We start from the raw sequence: 19,007 nt of genomic DNA on the forward strand, positions 1-19,007 counted from the left end.
AGGGTCAACGCGCGTAGTTGTCAGTGGCTTTGCGGTTACGAGGAGATTGCCACTGTCCGGGACATGCCGCGCGGCAGGCAACGTCGTCTCACATGTCGAAAGCATCTGTCTCACCATTCAGTCGAAGAGCATAGTTGCGCGCACCACCGACCGAGGAGGTGCACGCCATGCGCCGCCGCTGGCTGATGCTGGCCCTGGGCACCGCGGCACAGACCGCCGCCTGCGCTTTCGTCTACGGAATCCCCTATCTGGCCGCCGCGCTGCGCGACTCCGGGCATCTGTCGCTGCCCCGCGTCGGCCTGCTCATCGCCTGTCCCACCGTAGGCCTGGTGGCCGCCCTCGTCGCCTGGGGAGCGCTCGCCGACCGCCACGGCGAGCGGGTCGTCATCGCCACCGGACTGGGCGGTGCCGGCGTGCTGCTGGCAGTCACCTGCGCCGTGACGGCCGCCGGCGGGGGCACCGTCGCGCTCGGGGCGCTGCTCGTCCTCGCCGGAGCGGCGGCCGCCTCGGTGTACTCCGCGAGCGGGCGCCTGGTCATGGGCTGGTTCACCGCCGGGGAACGCGGCCTGGCCATGGGCATCCGGCAGACCTCCACCCCGCTCGGCATGGGCGTGGCCGCGCTGACCATGCCGCCCCTCGCCGCCGCGCACGGCATCGGCGGCGCCTTCGGCTTCCTGGCCGCGGTGTGCGCGCTCATCGCCGCGGCCGTCGCCGTCCTGGCCGCCGACCCGGCGCGCCCCGAGGGGACCGGCACGGCGGCGGAACCCGCCGCCAACCCCTACCGCGGCTCATCAGTGCTGTGGCGGATCCACGGCGCCGGCGCCCTGCTGGTCGTACCGCAGTTCACGGCGGGCGCGTTCGCGCTCGTCCTGCTCGTCGACACCCGCGGCTGGTCCGCGGTGGACGCGGGCCGGCTGATAGCCGCGGCGCAGGTGCTGGGCGCGGCCACCCGCATCGCCGCGGGCCGCTGGTCGGACCGGGCCGGCAGCCGGCTGCGCCCGATGCGGCAACTGGCCGTGGTCACCGCGGCCGTGGTCGCCGCCGCCGCGTTCACCGCGGCCTTCCCCTCGCCCCTGACCGCCGTCGCGCTGGTGCTGGCGGTCGGCATCACGGCCAGCACCAACGGCCTGTCCTTCACCGCCACCGCGGAACGCGCCGGACCGGCCTGGTCGGGCCGCGCCCTCGGCGTCCACAACACCGGCCAGAACCTCACCGCCGCCGTCGTCCCGCCGCTCAGCGCGGCCGTGATCTCCGCCACCGGCTACTGGCCCGCCCTGGCCGCCGCCGCGGCCGTGGCGTGCGGCGCGGCGATGGTCGTCCCGGTGGAGTCCCCGCGGCGGCGAGCGGTCGTAAGCTCAGTTCCATGACCGACGCAGCAGCGCAGCAGACCGCGGTGGGCCCCCGCCGGATCGACACGGTGACCGAGTTGACACCGCAGACGGCCGACGCGGTACTGGCGCTGATCGAGGACGCGACGGAGTCCGACGGCCAGGCCGCGGTCTCCGAGCAGGGCCGCATCCATCTGCGCGGCGGTGCCCGCGAGGGCGTCCGCCACCTGCTGGTCGAGGCCGACGGCACCCTGGTCGGCTACGCGCAGTTGGAGGACACCGACCCCGTCGAGGCCCCCGCCGCCGAGATGGTCATCCACCCCGACCACCGGCTCCGCGGCCACGGCCGCGCCCTCGGGCACGCGCTGCTCGCCGCCTCCGGCAAGCGGCTGCGGGTGTGGGCGCACGGCGGCCACCCCGCCGCGCGGCACCTGGCCGGGCTGCTCGGCCTCTCCCTCTTCCGCGAGCTGCGCCAGATGCGCCGCCCGCTGGACGGCGCCGCGGAGGGCGCGGACGGCCCGCCGCTGGCCGAGCCGGTGCTGCCGGAGGGCGTCACGGTGCGCCCCTTCGTCCCCGGCCAGGACGACGCCGCGTGGCTCGCGGTCAACGCCGCGGCCTTCGCCCACCACCCCGAACAGGGCAGCCTGACCCAGCGCGACCTCGACGACCGCAAGGCCGAGCCCTGGTTCGACCCCGCCGGTTTCTTCCTGGCCTTCCGCGGCGACCGGCTCGCCGGCTTCCACTGGACCAAGGTCCACGCCCAGCAGGGCCTGGGCGAGGTCTACGTCCTCGGCATCCACCCCGACGAGCAGGGCGGGGGCCTCGGCCGCGCCCTCACCCTGATCGGGCTCCGCCACCTCGCGCGGGACCGCGCGCTGCCCACCGCGATGCTCTACGTGGACGCCGACAACGCGCCCGCCGTCGCCGTCTACGAGCGCCTCGGCTTCACCACCCACGAGGTCGACCTGATGTACCGCACGGAGAGCTGAACGGGCGGAGGACAAAGCGGGGCGAAGGGGCGGGCCTCCGCCCCGTGCCGGCGGGACGGGAGGGGCGGCGGTCCGGCTCCCCGCCGGGCCCCCGGGCACCCCTCGGGAACGATGACCCGGTCACGGCCGGTACGGACGGCGCTTCCCTTACCGCCACCTGACCGTTACCGGTGATTCAGACTCGCTTGCAAGCATCACTGAATGCAGCCGCCCGCCGCACGCTCCCGTACCCTCCCCGACCTGCCGGTATGCGCCAGGTCCGGGGACAATGGGGGCATGGCCGGCGGTCGGGTTCCGTGCGCCGCCGTCCACGTGAACGACGTGCCGGAACCGGAGGAGGGCTCGCATCCATGGCCTCGATGAAACACCCCACCAACGCGGGGACCGACCGGTCCGGTTCCGAGAGCGCCGCTCACGCGTCCTCCGAGTCCGACGCCTCTCCCGCGTACGGCCGGCCGCACGTGGTGCCGCCGCTGCACCCCGAGATCACCCGCATGGACGCCCGGCAGCGGACGTCCGACGAGGGCGGCAGGGCCGCCGGGGTGGGGACCGTCCTGGAGAAGGCCGCGCCGGAGCACCCCGAGCTTCCCGCGGACCGCTTCCTGGACCGCGAGCAGAGCTGGCTGGCCTTCAACGAGCGCGTGCTGGAGCTCGCCGAGGACCCCGCGACGCCGCTGCTGGAGCGCGCCAACTTCCTCGCGATCTTCGCGAGCAACCTGGACGAGTTCTTCATGGTCCGGGTCGCCGGCCTGAAGCGCCGCATCACCACCGGAGTGGCCCAGCGCTCGTCCTCCGGCCTGTCGCCCAGCCGGGTGCTGGACAACATCCTGACCCGCTCCCGTGAGCTCATGGCCCGGCACGCCGCCTGCTTCCAGAACGAGGTGGCCCCGCAACTGGCCGCGGAGGACATCCACATCATCCGGTGGAGCGACCTCACCGAGCAGGAGCAGGCGCGGCTGTTCACGCTCTTCCGCAACAAGATCTTCCCGGTGCTGACCCCGCTGGCCGTCGACCCGGCGCACCCGTTCCCGTACATCTCCGGCCTGTCCCTGAACCTGGCCGTCACCGTGCGGAACCCGGTGTCCGGCCACGACCACTTCGCCCGTGTCAAGGTCCCGCCGATCCTGTCCCGCTTCCTGGAGGCCGGCCCGCAGCGCTTCGTCCCGCTCGAGGACGTCATCGCCGCGCATCTGGAAGAGCTGTTCCCGGGCATGGAGGTGCTCGACCACCACATGTTCCGGGTGACCCGGAACGAGGACCTGGAGGTGGAGGAGGACGACACCGAGAACCTCCTCCAGGCCCTGGAGAAGGAACTGCTGCGCCGCCGCTTCGGCCCGCCGGTCCGCCTGGAGGTCGAGGAGTCGATCTCCACCAAGGCGCTGGACACCCTGGTCCAGGAGCTGAACATCGCGGATGCGGAGGTCTACCCGCTGCCCGGCCCGCTCGACCTGACCGGGCTGTTCGCCGTCGCGGGCCAGGACCGGCCGGAGCTGAAGTACCCGAAGTTCGTCGGCGGCACCCACCCGGACCTGGCGGAGGTCGAGTCCGCGCACGCCACCGACGTCTTCGCGGCACTGCGCGAGCGCGACGTGCTGCTCCACCACCCGTACAACTCCTTCTCCACCTCCGTGCAGCGCTTCCTGGAGCAGGCCGCCCAGGACCCCGACGTACTGGCGATCAAGCAGACGCTCTACCGCACCTCCGGCGACTCGCCGATCGTGGACGCCCTGATCGACGCCGCCGAGGCCGGCAAGCAGGTGCTGGTGCTCGTCGAGATCAAGGCGCGCTTCGACGAGCAGGCCAACATCAAGTGGGCCCGCAAGCTGGAAGAGGCCGGGTGCCATGTCGTCTACGGCCTGGTCGGACTGAAGACGCACTGCAAGCTGTCGCTGGTGGTCCGCCAGGAGGGCGAGAACCTGCGGCGCTACAGCCACGTCGGCACGGGCAACTACCACCCCAAGACGGCGCGGCTCTACGAGGACCTGGGCCTGCTCACCGCGGACCCGCAGGTCGGCGCGGACCTCTCCCACCTGTTCAACCGGCTGTCCGGCTACTCGCGCCGCGAGTCCTACAACCGGCTGCTGGTGGCGCCGCGCAGCCTGCGCGACGGGTTGATAGAGCGCATCCTCGGCGAGATCGCCAAGCACCGCGAGGGCCGCCCGGCCTACATCCGCATCAAGGTCAACTCGATCGTCGACGAGGCGGTCATCGACGCCCTCTACCAGGCCTCCATGGCGGGCGTGCCCGTCGACATCTGGGTGCGCGGCATCTGTGCGGTGCGCCCCGGCGTCCCGGGCCTGTCGGAGAACATCCGCGTGCGCAGCGTGCTCGGCCGCTTCCTCGAACACTCCCGGGTCTTCATCTTCGCCAACGGCGGCGACCCGCAGGTGTGGCTCGGCAGCGCCGACATGATGCACCGCAACCTCGACCGCCGGATCGAGGCGCTGGTCCGGGTCTCCGACGCCGCGCACTGCGCCTCCCTGAACCGCTTGCTGGAGACCGGCACATCGGACGAGACCTCGTCCTGGTGGCTCGGCCCCGACGGGGAGTGGACCCGGCACAGCACCGACGCCGAAGGGCGTCCGCTGCCCCATATCCAGGAGATGCTCATCGACGCGCGGAGGCGCCGGCGTGGCCCAGCGACACCCTGACACGGCGGCAGAGACGCCCGTCGGCCTCACCGCCGACGGGCTCCCCGGCCGTGACGCCGGCACCGTGCTCGAACAGTACTTGCGCGACCAGGCCACCGGCTTCCTGCGCGCCCTGACCGCACGCGAGGGCGAGCCCGGCCGCCCTCAGGACGACAGCGCCGAGGCGGGCCGGCTCATGCGCCGCTCCGCGCGCCGCATCGCCGGTGCGCTGCACACGTACGGGTCGCTGACCGACCCGGCCTGGGCGGAGCCGCTGCGGGCCGAACTCGGCTGGCTGTCGGGCACCCTGGGCCGCGAGCACCAGTACGCGGCGCGCCTGACCCGGCTGATCACCGCGCTGCAGCGACTCGCCTCCGCGGAGGACGCCGCCGGAGCGGGCGCGGCCGGGCAGGCCGACGACGATCTGGGGCTGTGGCTCCCGGCGCCGGGCGAGGGCCCCGCCGCGAACCGCCCCGGGACCGCGGCCGAGCTGGCCCCCGCCGACCGCAGGAACGGCGCCGGCACCGCGGAAGCCCTCCGCGAGACCCCGGCACGCGCCGTCGAGGGCACCGAGGCCCTGGCCGGTGCGGCCCGCGCCGCGACCGGGCGGCGCACCCCCGCGCCCTCCCCCGCCGCCGCCGAACGCGGGACCGGCACGGGCCCGCTGGCCGTGGGCGCCGCCCGCGCCGGCGCCCTGCTGGAGCGGCAGCTCACCCTGGCCCGGACCCGCGCGCACTCCGCGGCCCTCCAGGCGGTGGGTTCCTCCCGCTTCCACGCCGTGGTCGACGCGGTGGCGCTGCTCGCCTCCGAGGTGCCGCTGACCTCCGCGGCGCACGAACCCGCCGAGGCCGTACTGCCGTTGCTGGCCGAGCAGGCGCACACCCGGCTGAACGAGGCCGCCGCGGATCTCGCGCTGGCCCGCGCCCGGCACCCGTACAACGCCGACGCGCTCTACGGCGCCCTGGCCACCGAGCAGGTGTCCGAGCGTCAGGACGCGCCGTGGAACCGGGTCCGTGTGCTGCTGCGGCTGCGCCGCTACGCGCAGGAGGTCCTGCCGTACGACGACACGGACCCCACCGCCCGGTTCGCCGCGGCGGCCCGGGTGCTGGAGCAGCACCGCGAGGCCGCGGACGCGGCGGCGGCCGTCACGGCCGCGGCACGCACCCCGCGGATCGCCCCGGCGACGGCCTACGCGCTGGGTGTCCTCCACGCCGACCAGCGCCTGGAGGTCGAGGCCGCCCGCTACGCCTTCGCCCACCTGTGGAGCCGTTAGCCACGATCCGCGTCCGCGCCGCGTCGCGACACGAAGGGAGCGCCGCCATGACCGCCACCGCCGACACGCCGATCCTGGCCGCGGGGGCTGTCCTGTGGCGCCGCTCCCCGGTGGACGGCGGCCTGGAGATCGCGCTCGTCCACCGGCCCAAGTACGACGACTGGTCGCTCCCCAAGGGCAAGCTCAAGCGCGGCGAGACGGCGGTGGACGGCGCCCGCCGCGAGGTCAAGGAGGAGACGGGCCTCGACTGCGTGCTCGGGGTGCCGCTGCCGTCGTCGATGTACGCCGTGGACGGGCGCCCCAAGGTGGTCCGCTACTGGGCCGCGGAGGCGGGCGCGGGTGCCTTCGTCCCCAACCGCGAGGTGGACCGGATGATCTGGCTGCCACCGGTCGCGGCACGTCACCGCCTCACTCATGAGCGTGATCTCCCGGTGGTCGACGCCTTCCTGCGGAACCCGGCCGAAGGACAATAGACGGGTTATGACGTGTCCCCGGTCACAGGGGCATACCGCACTGATATGCGAGGTTCACCTTGCGTTCACCCTGCCCCTTCGGCCGTGTCATCTGATCTGCCTAATTTCGGCCGTACCGGTGAGCGAACAGCTGCCGGGTGGATGCAGAAATCCATACCTCTGCTTCGCCGTCCACCGGCGGGCTTCAGGAAGGAATCACCGAAGGTGAAGCTTCAGCGTAAGAGCGGGCTCCGCGCCCTGGCCGTCGGCGCGGTCGCGGTTTCGGGCGCCCTCGTCCTCACTGCGTGCGGCTCGGACAACAACAACGACGACACGGCCAGCAGCGGCAGCAGCGCCTCCGCCGGGGCGTCGTCCTCCAGCAGCATCAAGTGTGCCGACAACGGCGGCCAGCTCCTCGCTTCCGGCTCCTCTGCCCAGCAGAACGCCATGGACGCCTGGGTCAAGAACTACATGCAGGCCTGCAACGGCGCGCAGATCAACTACAAGGCGTCCTCCTCCGGTGAGGGCATCATCGACTTCAACAACGGCACGGACAGCTTCGCGGGCTCCGACTCGCCGCTGAAGCCGGAGGAGATCGAGGGCTCGAAGAAGGTCTGCAAGACCGGCACGGGCATCAGCATCCCGATGGTCGGTGGCCCCATCGCCATCGGTTACAACCTGGCCGGCGTGGACAACCTGGTCCTGGACGCCCCCACCCTGGCGAAGATCTTCGACTCGAAGATCACCACCTGGGACGACAAGGCGATCAAGGCGCTCAACCCCGACGCCAAGCTCCCCAGCACCAAGATCCAGTCCTTCCACCGTCAGGACGAGTCCGGCACCACGGACAACCTGACCAAGTACTTCAACGGTGCCGCCAAGGACGCGTGGCCGTACGACCACGCCAAGGCGTGGGCCGGCAAGGGTGGCCAGTCCGCCGCCAAGTCCTCGGGTGTCGCCGCCCAGGTCAAGCAGGTCAACGGCTCGATCGGTTACTTCGAGCTCTCCTACGCGACCGCCAACGACATCAAGACGGTCAAGATCAACACCGGCGCCTCCGCTCCGGTCGAGGCCAGCGCGGCCAACGCCTCCGCCGGCATCGCGCAGGCAAAGGTCGTCGGCACCGGTGCCGACCTGTCCCTGGACATGAGCAACGCGTACGTCACCAAGGCCGACAACGCCTACCCGATCGTCCTGGTGACCTACGAGATCGCCTGCGACAAGGGCAACAAGGCCGAGACGCTGCCGCTGGTGAAGTCCTTCCTGGGCTACACCGCCAGCGAGGAGGGCCAGGCCATCCTGTCGGACGCCGGCTACGCGCCGCTGCCCGCCGAGATCGCCACCAAGGTCCGCTCCGCCGTGGCCGCCCTCGCCTGATCCCCGCGCGGACAGGCCCCGTGACCGCGGTCGCGGGGCCTGTCCGCACTTCCGGTGCACCGCCGCCGGGGGAGCCATCCCCCACCCAGACCGGAGAAAAAACCGATGGCCATAACTGCACAGACCCCTACTCCGCCACCGGCAGCCAAGAAGGCCGGGGGCACTGTCACGCGCGTTGGTGACAAGATCTTCTCGGGCCTCTCCCGTGGCTCCGGCATCCTGCTGCTGGTGATCATGGCAGCGATCGCGATCTTCCTCACGATCCGTGCGATCAACGCGATCTCCAAGGACCAGGGCAACTTCCTCACCACCTTCGAGTGGAACGCCAGCGCCACCCCGCCGGTCTTCGGCATCGCGGTCCTGGCCTACGGCACGATCGTCAGCTCGATCATCGCGATGCTCATCGCGGTCCCGATCGCGGTCGGCATCGCGCTGTTCATCTCGCACTACGCGCCGCGCCGCCTCGCCTCGCCCGTCTCGTACATCATCGACCTGCTCGCCGCCGTGCCCAGCATCATCTACGGCCTGTGGGGCGCCCTGTTCCTGGTGCCGCACCTGACCGGGCTGAACATGTGGCTGAGCGAGTACCTCGGCTGGACGGTGATCTTCGAGAAGGAGGACCCGCAGGGCGCGGCCCGCTCGATCTTCACCGTCGGCATCCTGCTGGCGATCATGATCCTGCCGATCATCACCAACGTCAGCCGCGAGGTCTTCCGCCAGGTCCCGCGGATGCACGAGGAAGCCGCCCTGGCCCTCGGCGCCACCCGCTGGGAGACCATCCGGATGTCGGTGCTGCCCTTCGCGCGCTCCGGCATCATCAGCGCCTCGATGCTCGGCCTCGGCCGCGCGCTCGGCGAGACCATGGCCGTGGCCACGGTGCTCTCCGCCTCCCCGATCCTGTCGGCGCACATCCTCGACCCGGTCGGCGGCACGTTCTCCCAGAACATCGTCGCCAAGTTCGGCGAGGCCAACGAGTTCGGCCGCGACGCCCTGATCGCCTCCGGTCTCGTGCTCTTCGTCATCACCCTGCTGGTCAACGGCGCCGCCCGCGCGATCATCGCCCGGCGCAAGGAATACTCGGGGGCCAACGCATGAGCCACGCAGTAACGGACAAGCGGCCGGCCTCCTCCGTGCCGCGCCGGGCCCTGGCCCAGCGCCGACTGCCCCGCTGGGCACCGGCGGCCATCGCCGTGGGCGCCCTGGTCCTCGGCATCCTCATCGGTGTCGTCGGCGGCCTGGACAGCAAGATCCAGTGGGGCCTGATCGCCGTCGTGCTGTTCGTCGCGGGCACCTACGCGATCACCGCGCAGGTCGAAGGCCGCCGCCAGGCCAAGGACCGCGTCGCCACCAGCATGATCTGGGCCGCGTTCATCGTGGCCGCACTGCCGCTCTACTCGCTGCTCGCCACCACGATCAGCAAGGGCATCAAGGTCCTCAACGGCGACTTCCTGTCGCACTCGATGAACGGCGTGCTCACCATCGGCACCGGCGGCGGCGTCTACCACGCCATCATCGGCACGCTGGAGCAGGTCGGCATCGCCACCGCCATCGCCGCCCCGATCGGCATGCTGACCGCGATCTACCTGGTGGAGTACGGCAAGGGCCGCCTGGCCACGGCCGTCACCTTCTTCGTCGACGTCATGACGGGTATCCCGTCGATCGTCGCCGGTCTGTTCATCCTCTCGACCTGGAACCTGCTGCTGGGCTTCGGTCCCTCGGGCTTCGCCGGCTCCATGGCGCTCGCCATCCTGATGATGCCCGTCGTCGTCCGGTCCACCGAGGAGATGCTCAAGCTCGTCCCGAACGAGCTGCGCGAGGCGTCCCTCGCCCTCGGTGTGCCGAAGTGGCGCACCATTGTGAAGGTGGTCGTCCCCACCGCGATCGGCGGCATCACGACGGGCGTCATGCTCGCCGTCGCCCGTATCGCCGGTGAGAGCGCCCCCATCGCCCTGTTGGTCTTCGGCAACAACCTGATCAACAACGACCCGTTCAACGGCCCGCAGGCCTCGCTCCCGTTCTACATCTTCCAGCAGTACCAGAACGGCAACGAGCCCAGCTACGACCGGGCGTGGGCGGCGGCACTCGTGCTGATCGCCTTCATCATGATCCTGAACATCGTGGCCCGCGGCATCGCCCGCTGGAAGGCCCCGAAGACCGGTCGCTGACGCGGCCTACATCAGCGACTTCCAAGGATTGAGAGCAACACCACCATGGCCAAGCGAATCGACGTCAGCGGCCTCTCCGCCTACTACGGCGGATTCAAGGCGATCGACGACATCTCGATGAACATCGAGCCGCGCACGGTGACGGCCTTCATCGGCCCCTCCGGCTGCGGCAAGTCCACCTTCCTGCGCACCCTGAACCGCATGCACGAGGTCACCCCCGGTGGCCGCGTCGAGGGCAAGGTGCTGCTGGACGACGAGAACCTGTACGGCGCGGGCGTGGACCCGGTCTCCGTGCGCCGCACGGTCGGCATGGTCTTCCAGCGCCCGAACCCCTTCCCGACGATGTCCGTCTACGACAACGTCGCGGCGGGCCTCAAGCTCAACGGCGTCAAGCGCAAGGGCGACCTCGACACCATCGTCGAGAAGTCCCTGCGCGGCGCCAACCTGTGGAACGAGGTCAAGGACCGCCTGAACAAGCCGGGTTCCGGCCTCTCCGGCGGTCAGCAGCAGCGTCTGTGCATCGCCCGCGCCATCGCGGTCGAGCCCGAGGTGCTGCTGATGGACGAGCCGTGCTCCGCGCTCGACCCGATCTCCACCCTCGCCATCGAGGACCTGATCGGTGAGCTCAAGGAGCGCTTCACCATCGTCATCGTCACCCACAACATGCAGCAGGCCGCGCGCGTCTCGGACCGCACCGCCTTCTTCAACCTGTCGGCGGTCGGCCAGCCCGGCAAGCTCATCGAGATCGACGACACCGAGCGCATCTTCTCCAACCCCTCCGTCCAGGCGACCGAGGACTACATCTCCGGCCGCTTCGGCTGAGCCGACCGGCCGAAGCCCGAGAACCGTCCTGCGGTGCTGCATGGCGGTGCCACCGCAAGGCGAAGGGCCCGCTCCCTCCGGGGGGCGGGCCCTTGTTGCGTGCGCGGGACGGAGCGGAAGGGGGCTCAGGCGAAGGCGAAGTGCACGACGCCGTAGGTGGCCGCGGCCACCAGTGCCGCGGCCGGCATGGTGATGAACCAGCCGGCGACGATGTTCTTGGCGACGCCCCAGCGGACCGCGTTGAGCCGCTTCGTCGCACCGACGCCCATGATGGCGGAGGTGATGACATGGGTCGTGGAGATCGGCGCCTTGAAGATGTAGGCCGTGGTGTAGAGGATCGACGCCGCCGTGGTCTCCGCGGCGAAGCCCTGCGGCGGGTCCAGTTCGATGATCTTGCGGCCCAGGGTCCGCATGATGCGCCAGCCGCCCGCGTACGTGCCGAGCGACAGCATGAGGGCGCAGACGATCTTCACCCAGACCGGGATGCCGTCGCCCTGCTTCTGCACGTCGGCGATGGTCAGGGCGAGCACCACCACGCCCATGGTCTTCTGCGCGTCCTGGAGTCCGTGGCCGAGTGCCATGCCCGCCGCCGACACGGTCTGCGCGATCCGGAAGCCGCGCTTGGCCTTGTTGGGGTTGGCCTTCCGGAAGATCCACATGATGGCCAGCATGAACAGGTAGCCGACGATCAGGCCGATGACCGGCGACAGGAACATCGGCAGGACGACCTTGTCGACCACGCCGGACCAGATGACCCCCGTGCCGCCTGCGAGCGCCGCGCCGACCAGGCCGCCGAAGAGCGCGTGGGTGCTCGACGAGGGCAGGCCGTAGTACCAGGTGACCAGGTTCCAGACGATGGCGCCGACCAGCCCGGCGAAGAGGATGCCCATCCCCGAGTCGCCGGACGGGGTCTCGATGATGCCTTTGCTGACGGTCTCGGCGACCCCGGTGCCGAGGAAGGCGCCGGCGAGGTTCATCACGGCGGCCATGACCAGCGCGGCCCGCGGGGTCAGCGCCCGGGTGGACACCGAGGTGGCGATGGCGTTCGCCGAGTCGTGGAAGCCGTTGGTGTACGTGAAGAAGAGCGCGACGCCGATGGTCACGACCAGAGAGAAGGTCTCCACCTGGTTCAGGACTCCTTGACCGCGATGGTCTCCACGGTGTTGGCCACGTGCTCGAAGGCGTCCGCCGCCTCTTCCAGGACGTCCACGATCTGCTTGAGCTTGAGCACCTCGATCGCGTCGTACTTGCCGTTGAAGAGGTGGGCCAGCAGCTTGCGGTGGATCTGGTCGGCCTGGTTCTCCAGGCGGTTGACCTCGATCCAGTACTCGGTGAGGTTGTCCATCGTGCGCAGGTGCGGCATCGCCTCGGCGGTCAGCTCGGCGGCCCGGGCCAGCACCTCGATCTGCTGCTCGACCCCGCGGGGCAGCTCCTCGATCTGGTAGAGGACCACCAGGTCGACGGCCTCCTCCATGAAGTCCATGATGTCGTCGAGGGAGGACGCGAGGGAGTAGATGTCCTCGCGGTCGAAGGGCGTGATGAAGGAGGAGTTCAGCTGGTGGAAGATCGCGTGGGTCGCGTCGTCCCCCGCGTGCTCCGCCGCCCGCATCCGCTCGGCGATCTCCGCGCGCGTGGCGGAGTCGGCGCCGAGGAGTTCCATCAGGAGCTTCGACCCTGTGACGATGTTGTCCGCGGACGCGGCGAACATGTCGTAGAAGCTCGTCTCCCTTGGGGTCAGACGAAAGCGCACGTGAAGTCCTCGGAATACATCGGTTTCGGTCGCATTGATGCTAGGCGCATCGCACGGCCAGGGCTAACCGGCGTCTTACAGTGTCGCTCATGGTCGCAAACGGTCCCCATCGGGGCTCCTCCCGGTGCACGCTCGCACAATGAGGCGAATTCGGTACGATATACCCGGCAGGGGTATATCGGGGGCAGGAGGGACGCCATGACGGTCACCGAGGCCGGCGACACGGCTCCGCACGAAGAGGCGGGGACCGCCGGTGCCGCGGAGCATCCGGCGCACCAGCACGGGTACGCCGAACAGAGGGACCAGCACCTGAAGCGGCTGCGCCGTATCGAGGGGCAGATCCGGGGCCTCCAGCGGATGGTCGAGCAGGACGTGTACTGCATCGACATCCTTACCCAGGTGTCCGCCGGCACAAAGGCCCTGCAGTCCTTCGCCCTGCAACTGCTGGAGGAGCACCTGCGGCACTGCGTCGCCGACGCCGCCGCGAAGGGTGGCCCCGAAGCGGACGACAAGGTCGCCGAGGCCACCGCCGCCATAGCCCGGCTGCTGCGGAGCTAGCCGAGCCGACGGCCCTGCGCGGGAACGCGTGGTTCCACCGCGAGCACCTCGTCGATGCGCTCCGGGCTCAGCCGTTCCTCGGCGGTCGCCGAGGCGGCGATCATGAGCTCGCAGCACAACTCGATCTCCGCGAGGGCCACGTGGACCTGATCGTCCTGGTCCAGGAGCCACATCGCCACGTGCACCACCTCCTCCCCGCCCAGCGTAGGGACCGGTGCACGGTCCGTGCATGACACGGACGGACCATTTTCACAAGGTTCTAGGAGCCGGCCGCAGAAACGATCTTTCCGGTGTAGATGTCGGTCGCGCGCGGCAGCACTACCCGCACCGGCGCCCCGAAAGCGTACAGCGCGGTGGTCGAGACCACCGTGACCGCGGCCGGGGCGCTCTGGCCGCCCGCGACCCCGGGATTGGCGAAGGTGAAGCGCTGCCGGACCTTGCGCAGCACCCCGGCGTCGTCCAGGTAGGCGTCGAAGGGGACCCGCGTCACGGAGAAGCCGCCCGCCGCCGCCCGCAGCGCGCCGCGGGCCTGCGCCGAGGCGGCGTCGGCGGCCCGCACGATGTCGGTCACCCCCCGGTAGTGCCGCACCCGCGTGCCGTCCAGCGTCTCCAGGCCCACCATGCGCACCTCGCGCGCGCCGCGCAGCAACTCCGCGGCGACCAGCGGATCGGTGGCGCCGCCGGTGACGAGGTTGCCGTCCGGCAGCCGCGTGGTGTCCACCCACACCCACTTGTCGGCGGGCACGCCCTCGCCCCGGTTCTTCATGTAGAGGGCCCCGGGGGTCAGCAGCTCCGTGACCGGCGCGTGCTCCGCGTCGCCCGCGGCATCCGGCGGCAGGACGAGCCGCAGGCTGCCGTGCCGCGCGGCGTAGTCGAAGCTCCCGGTGCCGGTGATGGTCACCTTGGTGCCGCCGCTGGCGGTCTCCATCGTCGTACGGACCTTCGAGCTGCCGGCCCGGACCAGTGCGTCGGCCGCCTGCCGCAGCGCCCGGTCCGTGTCCCGGGGCGCGCCGCCCACCTCCACGGCCTCGCCGCTGCCGGAGCATCCCGTGAGTGCTGCCGCGCACATCCCGAGTCCCACGGCCGCGGCGGTCGCCCTGCTGACCTGACCCATCTGCGCCTACCCCCTGCACCGTGCCGCCGTCCAGGACCCCTTCGGCTCACTCGCCAAGCGGCATAACGAGGGTCAGGGCACCGCGTCACGGCCGGTAGCTTTGATCCGTGCCCCCCAGCGAACCCCCTCCAGCGCACCGTGCGACGACCAAGGAGAAGGGCGCCTTCTCCTTCGCCACCTGCACGTGCGGATGGCGCGGCCCCTCCCGCAGAGCCCGCGAACGCGCCCGGCGCGACGCCGCCGAGCACGCCGGGTCCTGAGCGCCGGCGCTCTCCCCGCCGGTGTGTCGTACGCCTCGCAACCGACATGCACCCGCCGCCGTCATGTCAGGAGGAACCACAAGGGTTCCGAAGCGAGAGGGCGCCCACGTTGAACCGACGAGCACTCATCCGCGGGGGCGCCGGCATCACCGCCGCGACCTGGCTGAGCGCGGCCTGCGATCCCGCAGGATCCGGCCACCCGGCGGCCGCCGGCAGCCGAATACCCAGTGCCGCGTCCACGGGGACGGGAACGCCCACCGCCGCGAGCGGACCGCCCGCCGCCACCAGCGCCGCAGCGACCGTCCCGCCGGACTGGAAAGCGCTCGCGCACTCCCTCGACGGCCGGCTCGTCCGCCCCGACGACGCCGACTACGCCACCGCCCGGCTGCTGTACAACACGCGCTTCGACGGGCAGCGCCCCGCCGCGGTCGCCTACGTCGCCGGCACCGAGGACATCCGGGAGTGCCTGGACTTCGCCCGCCGCACGGGCGTCCCCGTCTCGATCCGCAACGGCGGCCACTCCTACGCCGGCTACTCGGGCGGCAAGGGCAGGCTCGTCCTGGACGTCTCGTCCCTCGCGAAGATCACCCGCTCCGGCTCGTCCGCCACCATCGGCGCCGGCGCCAAGCTGATCGACGTCTACACCAAGCTCGGCGCCGCGGGCCGCACCCTGCCCGCCGGCTCCTGCCCGACGGTCGGCATCTCCGGCCTCACCCTCGGCGGCGGCCACGGCGTCATCAGCCGGGCCTACGGTCTGACCTGCGACAGCCTCACCTCCGCGGAGATCGTCACCGCGGGCGGACGGGTGCTGCGCTGCAGCGCCGACGAGAACCCCGAACTCTTCTGGGCCCTGCGCGGCGCGGGCGGCGGCCAGTTCGGCGTCGTCACGAACCTGACGTTCACCACCCAGGCCGCACCCCAGGTCGTCACCGGCTACCTGACCTGGTCGTGGAGCAAGGCCGCCGCGGTCATCCGCGCCTGGCAGGAGTGGGGCCCCACGCAGCCCGACCAGATCTGGTCCGCGCTGCACCTGGACAAGTCCGGCTCCGGCTCCCCGAAGATCAGCATCGCCACCGTCGGTATCACCTCCCGCACGGAGCTCGCCAACGCCGTCGACCGGCTCGCCGACAGCGTCGGCGCCCCCGCGAGCAGCGTCTCCCTCCACCCGCGGCCCTACCTCGACGCGACGCTCGCGTACGCGGGCTGCTCGGACCTGAGCACCGCCCAGTGCCATCTGCCCGGGACGACCCCGGGCCGCAGCCCCTCCGGCCGCCTCGGCCGCGAGACGTACACCGCGCGCTCGGACTTCTACGACCGCTCCCTGACGGAGGCCGGCATCCAGACGCTGCTCTCCCAGGTCGGCGCGCTGCGCTCGGGCGCCGGCAGCGTCTCGCTCACGGCGCTCGGCGGCGCCGTCAACCGGGTCTCCCCGACCGCCACGGCCTTCGTGCACCGCCGCTCGCGCTTCCTCGCGCAGTACATCGAGACCCCCGGCACCACCCAGTGGCTCGACGGCCTGCACAGCGCGATGCGCCGGTACGCCTCGGGCGCGGCCTACCAGAACTACACCGACCCCACGCTGGCCGACTGGCGCACCGCCTACTACGGCTCCGCCGCCGACAAGCTCACCCGGCTGAAGACCCGCTACGACCCCACGCGGCTGTTCGCCTTCCAGCAGGCCCTGTAGCGCTCGCGCCCGCCCGGCGCGGGGAAACCCGTGGGAGCCCTCAGGCCGCCAGATCCCTGTCGGCGGCCGTGGGCTCCGGGAACGGCTCCCCGCGCCGCGCCGCGGCCTTCCCGGCCGGCTGGGGCACCCGGACGAGCACCCCCGCCCGGGAAGCGGCCACAGCGGACGCCAGCGGCGTCAGCAGGGCCAGCGCGAGGGGTGCGAAGAGCAGCGCGACGGCCGTGCCGAGGGCGAAGCCGCCCAGCACGTCGGTGGGGTAGTGCACGCCCATGTAGACCCGGCTGAAGCCCTCGGCGAGCGCGATCCCGACGGCGGCCAGCCCCCACTTGCGGCTGACCAGGAAGAGCCCGACGGCCACCGCCATCGTCACGGCCGCGTGGTCGCTGACGAAGGAGAAGTGGACCCGGCTCCTGACGAGCACGTCCAGGCCCTGGTGCTCGACGAACGGGCGCGGCCGGTCCACGAAGTTGCGCAGCGGGACGTTCAGCAGCACCGACACGCCCCCCGCGAGCGCGGCCCAGACCACGCCCGCCACCGCCGCCGGGGCCTCGGCACCGCCGCGGCGCGCCACCCGCCACCAGCACCATCCGGCGACCAGCACCATGAGCAGCAGGAGTCCGTACTCGCCCACGACCTCCACGGCGCGGTCCAGCCAGCGCGGCGCGTGCTTCGCGAGCCCGTTGATGTCACGGAGCAGGCTGACATCCGGGTTGGAGCCGTCCAGTGAAAGCGCAGCCACCGGTGCACCCCTAACTGTCTCCGCGGCACCCCCGCACACAGACGACACGAGGCCGGGAGTGCCATTGTCCCCCGTCCAACGAGCCGCACGGTACGCGGCGTTCCGGTCTCCACCGGATGATCACCAGGACGTTACCGAAGGGAGACCCGGCCGGCCGCGGCGGAGCCTGCCCGCGCCGCGGCCGCGACCGGCCGTCAGACCGCCGCCGCGCCCGCCGCCGTCACCCGCGTCGCGCCGATGTAGTCCGGGCTGTCGATCTTGTCGAAGCGGATGACCGCGCCCGTGTACGGGGCGTTGATCATGTACCCGCCGCCGACGTAGATCCCGACGTGGTGGATCGAGCGCGGGTCGGTCAGGTCGTTGGCGAAGAAGACCAGGTCCCCCGGGAGCAGCTCGTCGCGCTTCGGGTGCGGCCCGGCGTTCCACTGGTCGTTGGCCACGCGCGGCAGCTCGATGCCGACCGACTCGTACGCCGCCTTCGTCAGACCCGAGCAGTCGAAGCGCCCGCCCTGGTCCGCCGTGCCGTTGCCACCCCACAGGTAGGGCGTGCCCAGCTTCTCCTGCGCGTAGTAGATGGCACCCGCCGCCTGCCGGGAGGGCGCGACCGCGCCGACCGGCGCCGCGAAGCTCTTCTCCAGCGTGGTGATGATCCGCACGTAGTTCTGCGTCTCGCGGATGCGCGGTACCCCGCCGGCCTGGATCACCCGGTACGCGCCCGCGTTGTACGCGGCGAGCATGTTCTCCGTCGGATCGCCCGGGACGTCCTTCACGTACTGCGCCAGTTCGCAGTCGTACGACGCCGCCGACGGGATCGCGTCCCGCGGGTCCCAGACGTCGCGGTCGCCGTCACCGTCGCCGTCCACACCGTGCGTGGCCCACGTCCCGGGGATGAACTGCGCGATGCCCTGCGCCTGCGCCTGGCTGCGCGCCTGCGGGTTCCAGCCGCTCTCCTGGTACAGCTGGGCCGCCAGCAGCGCCGGGTTGATGGCGTCGCACAGATTCCCCCACTTCTGCACGATGCCCTGGTAGGCCGCGGGCACGGCCCCCTTGGCGAGCGCCACCGCGCCCCCGCCGCCGCCCGCCAGGTTGGCCGCCACCAAGTACGTGCCGACGACGAGCAGCGTCACGAACGACATGAACAGCCCGCCGACCACCCCCGCCAGCCACCAGGCCTTGCGCGCCGAACGACCCGCCGCCGTCACCCGCCCCACCCTCTCCGTGTGCTCGCCCGCTCAGCCTGCCCGGCACGGAAGGTGACGGAGCGCCAGGCCCCCGGAAGCATCCCCGGGCAGCGCGCCGCCAATCGTTGCCCTCCGCTCACCACCGTGATACACAGAGTAGTCAACTAAGTCCCATCGAACACCGGCTCGCACGCCGCTGCGACCATTTTGACGGCTGCGGCCCGGATCACACGAGGGAATCGGCTGAGAAAGTCGCTGAGTCGACATACGACGGCGACATCCTCCGCCAAGATAGACCTTGGCTCCTTGCGCCCCGGCGAGGATGCCAACTGATCTAGCGTGGTGGTGAGTTCTCATGTTCCTGGCGGCCGACAAGGGCGACATCAACACCATCATTGGTGGTATCGCCCCGGACTGGGGGCCGTTCGGCTCCCTGGGGAACGAAGCGCGCGTGATGATCGAGGTGGTGATGGCAGTAGCGATTCTGCTCTGTCTCGCCATCGCGATCTGGGGCGCCGCGAAACAGCGCATCGGAGCGACCGCGCTCCGCGACACCTTCAGTGCCGAACAGGGCAAGGGCCTGATCATCGCCGGACTCACCGGCGTGTTCATCATCGGCTCCCTCGGCACCCTGTTCACCATCGTCTACGGGATGGCGGTCTAGCGACCGCGCTCCGGGCTC

Annotated in this window: 19 protein-coding genes; 13 read left to right on the plus strand and 6 right to left on the minus strand. The window is 71.3% G+C overall.

Annotation, left to right across the window (positions count from 1 at the left end; genetic code table 11):
* The first annotated feature begins 134 nt into the window (after positions 1–134).
* The 9 genes from ACIP64_RS38290 (at position 135) to pstB (ending at position 11,036) form a co-directional block, all read left to right on the plus strand.
* Positions 135–1,367, plus strand: a complete 1,233-nt coding sequence (locus tag ACIP64_RS38290) for an MFS transporter (RefSeq protein WP_401596598.1) — start codon at positions 135–137, stop codon at positions 1,365–1,367.
* Positions 1,364–2,317, plus strand: coding sequence for a mycothiol synthase (gene mshD / locus ACIP64_RS38295; RefSeq protein ID WP_401596600.1), 954 nt, complete (start codon positions 1,364–1,366; stop codon positions 2,315–2,317). Before ACIP64_RS38290 ends, mshD begins: the two co-directional genes overlap by 4 nt.
* A gap of 350 nt (positions 2,318–2,667) precedes the next feature.
* Positions 2,668–4,968 (plus strand): RNA degradosome polyphosphate kinase, encoded by a 2,301-nt coding sequence (locus ACIP64_RS38300; RefSeq protein WP_401596603.1) that lies wholly within the window; start codon positions 2,668–2,670, stop codon positions 4,966–4,968.
* A complete protein-coding gene (locus tag ACIP64_RS38305; protein WP_401596605.1) occupies positions 4,949–6,220 on the plus strand; it encodes a CHAD domain-containing protein in 1,272 nt (423 codons plus the stop codon). The genes ACIP64_RS38300 and ACIP64_RS38305 overlap by 20 nt, the downstream gene beginning before the upstream one ends.
* A gap of 47 nt (positions 6,221–6,267) precedes the next feature.
* Positions 6,268–6,693 carry an NUDIX hydrolase gene (locus ACIP64_RS38310; RefSeq protein WP_401596608.1) on the plus strand — a complete coding sequence of 142 codons (426 nt, stop codon included), beginning with the start codon at positions 6,268–6,270 and terminating at the stop codon, positions 6,691–6,693.
* A 204-nt stretch (positions 6,694–6,897) separates the two neighbouring features.
* A complete protein-coding gene (pstS, locus tag ACIP64_RS38315; protein ID WP_401596610.1) occupies positions 6,898–8,049 on the plus strand; it encodes a phosphate ABC transporter substrate-binding protein PstS in 1,152 nt (383 codons plus the stop codon).
* 105 nt (positions 8,050–8,154) lie between these two features.
* Complete coding sequence (gene pstC, locus ACIP64_RS38320; protein ID WP_401596612.1) at positions 8,155–9,144, plus strand: phosphate ABC transporter permease subunit PstC; 990 nt, start codon at positions 8,155–8,157, stop codon at positions 9,142–9,144.
* Positions 9,141–10,214, plus strand: a complete 1,074-nt coding sequence (gene pstA, locus ACIP64_RS38325; RefSeq protein ID WP_401596615.1) for a phosphate ABC transporter permease PstA — start codon at positions 9,141–9,143, stop codon at positions 10,212–10,214. The genes pstC and pstA overlap by 4 nt, the downstream gene beginning before the upstream one ends.
* Positions 10,215–10,259: 45 nt before the next feature.
* A complete protein-coding gene (gene pstB, locus ACIP64_RS38330) occupies positions 10,260–11,036 on the plus strand; it encodes a phosphate ABC transporter ATP-binding protein PstB (RefSeq protein WP_401596618.1) in 777 nt (258 codons plus the stop codon).
* A gap of 125 nt (positions 11,037–11,161) precedes the next feature.
* Here the strand turns inward: pstB and ACIP64_RS38335 are convergent, their stop codons facing one another.
* Positions 11,162–12,160: an anion permease gene (locus ACIP64_RS38335; RefSeq protein WP_401596620.1), complete on the minus strand. Its 999-nt coding sequence runs from the start codon at positions 12,158–12,160 to the stop codon at positions 11,162–11,164.
* 5 nt (positions 12,161–12,165) lie between these two features.
* Positions 12,166–12,786 carry a DUF47 family protein gene (locus ACIP64_RS38340; protein ID WP_360909989.1) on the minus strand — a complete coding sequence of 207 codons (621 nt, stop codon included), beginning with the start codon at positions 12,784–12,786 and terminating at the stop codon, positions 12,166–12,168.
* Between the two features lie 198 nt (positions 12,787–12,984).
* Here ACIP64_RS38340 and ACIP64_RS38345 point away from each other — a divergent pair, with 198 nt between their 5' ends.
* Positions 12,985–13,344: a metal-sensitive transcriptional regulator gene (locus tag ACIP64_RS38345; RefSeq protein ID WP_401596622.1), complete on the plus strand. Its 360-nt coding sequence runs from the start codon at positions 12,985–12,987 to the stop codon at positions 13,342–13,344.
* Here the strand turns inward: ACIP64_RS38345 and ACIP64_RS38350 are convergent.
* Both ACIP64_RS38350 and ACIP64_RS38355 read right to left on the minus strand, forming a co-directional pair.
* Positions 13,341–13,523: a hypothetical protein gene (locus tag ACIP64_RS38350; protein WP_360910379.1), complete on the minus strand. Its 183-nt coding sequence runs from the start codon at positions 13,521–13,523 to the stop codon at positions 13,341–13,343. The two genes, ACIP64_RS38345 and ACIP64_RS38350, sit on opposite strands and share 4 nt — an antisense overlap.
* A gap of 80 nt (positions 13,524–13,603) precedes the next feature.
* Positions 13,604–14,458 carry a hypothetical protein gene (locus ACIP64_RS38355; protein ID WP_401596625.1) on the minus strand — a complete coding sequence of 285 codons (855 nt, stop codon included), beginning with the start codon at positions 14,456–14,458 and terminating at the stop codon, positions 13,604–13,606.
* Between the two features lie 107 nt (positions 14,459–14,565).
* On the opposite strand from ACIP64_RS38355, the gene ACIP64_RS38360 reads away from it, so the two are divergent.
* Positions 14,566–14,718, plus strand: a complete 153-nt coding sequence (locus tag ACIP64_RS38360; protein ID WP_401596628.1) for a hypothetical protein — start codon at positions 14,566–14,568, stop codon at positions 14,716–14,718.
* A gap of 109 nt (positions 14,719–14,827) precedes the next feature.
* Positions 14,828–16,405 carry an FAD-binding oxidoreductase gene (locus ACIP64_RS38365; RefSeq protein WP_401596631.1) on the plus strand — a complete coding sequence of 526 codons (1,578 nt, stop codon included), beginning with the start codon at positions 14,828–14,830 and terminating at the stop codon, positions 16,403–16,405.
* A gap of 40 nt (positions 16,406–16,445) precedes the next feature.
* On the opposite strand, the gene ACIP64_RS38370 is transcribed toward ACIP64_RS38365, so the two are convergent.
* Positions 16,446–17,144 (minus strand): phosphatase PAP2 family protein, encoded by a 699-nt coding sequence (locus ACIP64_RS38370; RefSeq protein ID WP_401596634.1) that lies wholly within the window; start codon positions 17,142–17,144, stop codon positions 16,446–16,448.
* A 194-nt stretch (positions 17,145–17,338) separates the two neighbouring features.
* Entirely contained in the window at positions 17,339–18,280 is a 942-nt protein-coding gene (locus ACIP64_RS38375; protein WP_360910365.1) for a bifunctional lytic transglycosylase/C40 family peptidase, read from the minus strand.
* A gap of 400 nt (positions 18,281–18,680) precedes the next feature.
* Here ACIP64_RS38375 and ACIP64_RS38380 point away from each other — a divergent pair, with 400 nt between their 5' ends.
* The gene (locus ACIP64_RS38380; protein WP_319140882.1) at positions 18,681–18,989 is read left to right on the plus strand and encodes a hypothetical protein; all 309 of its coding nucleotides are present in this window, start codon (positions 18,681–18,683) and stop codon (positions 18,987–18,989) included.
* Positions 18,990–19,007: the final 18 nt, after the last annotated feature.

The sequence above is a fragment of the Streptomyces sp. NPDC088733 genome (genome assembly GCF_044751185.1).
Classification (GTDB): Bacteria; Actinomycetota; Actinomycetes; order Streptomycetales; family Streptomycetaceae; genus Actinacidiphila.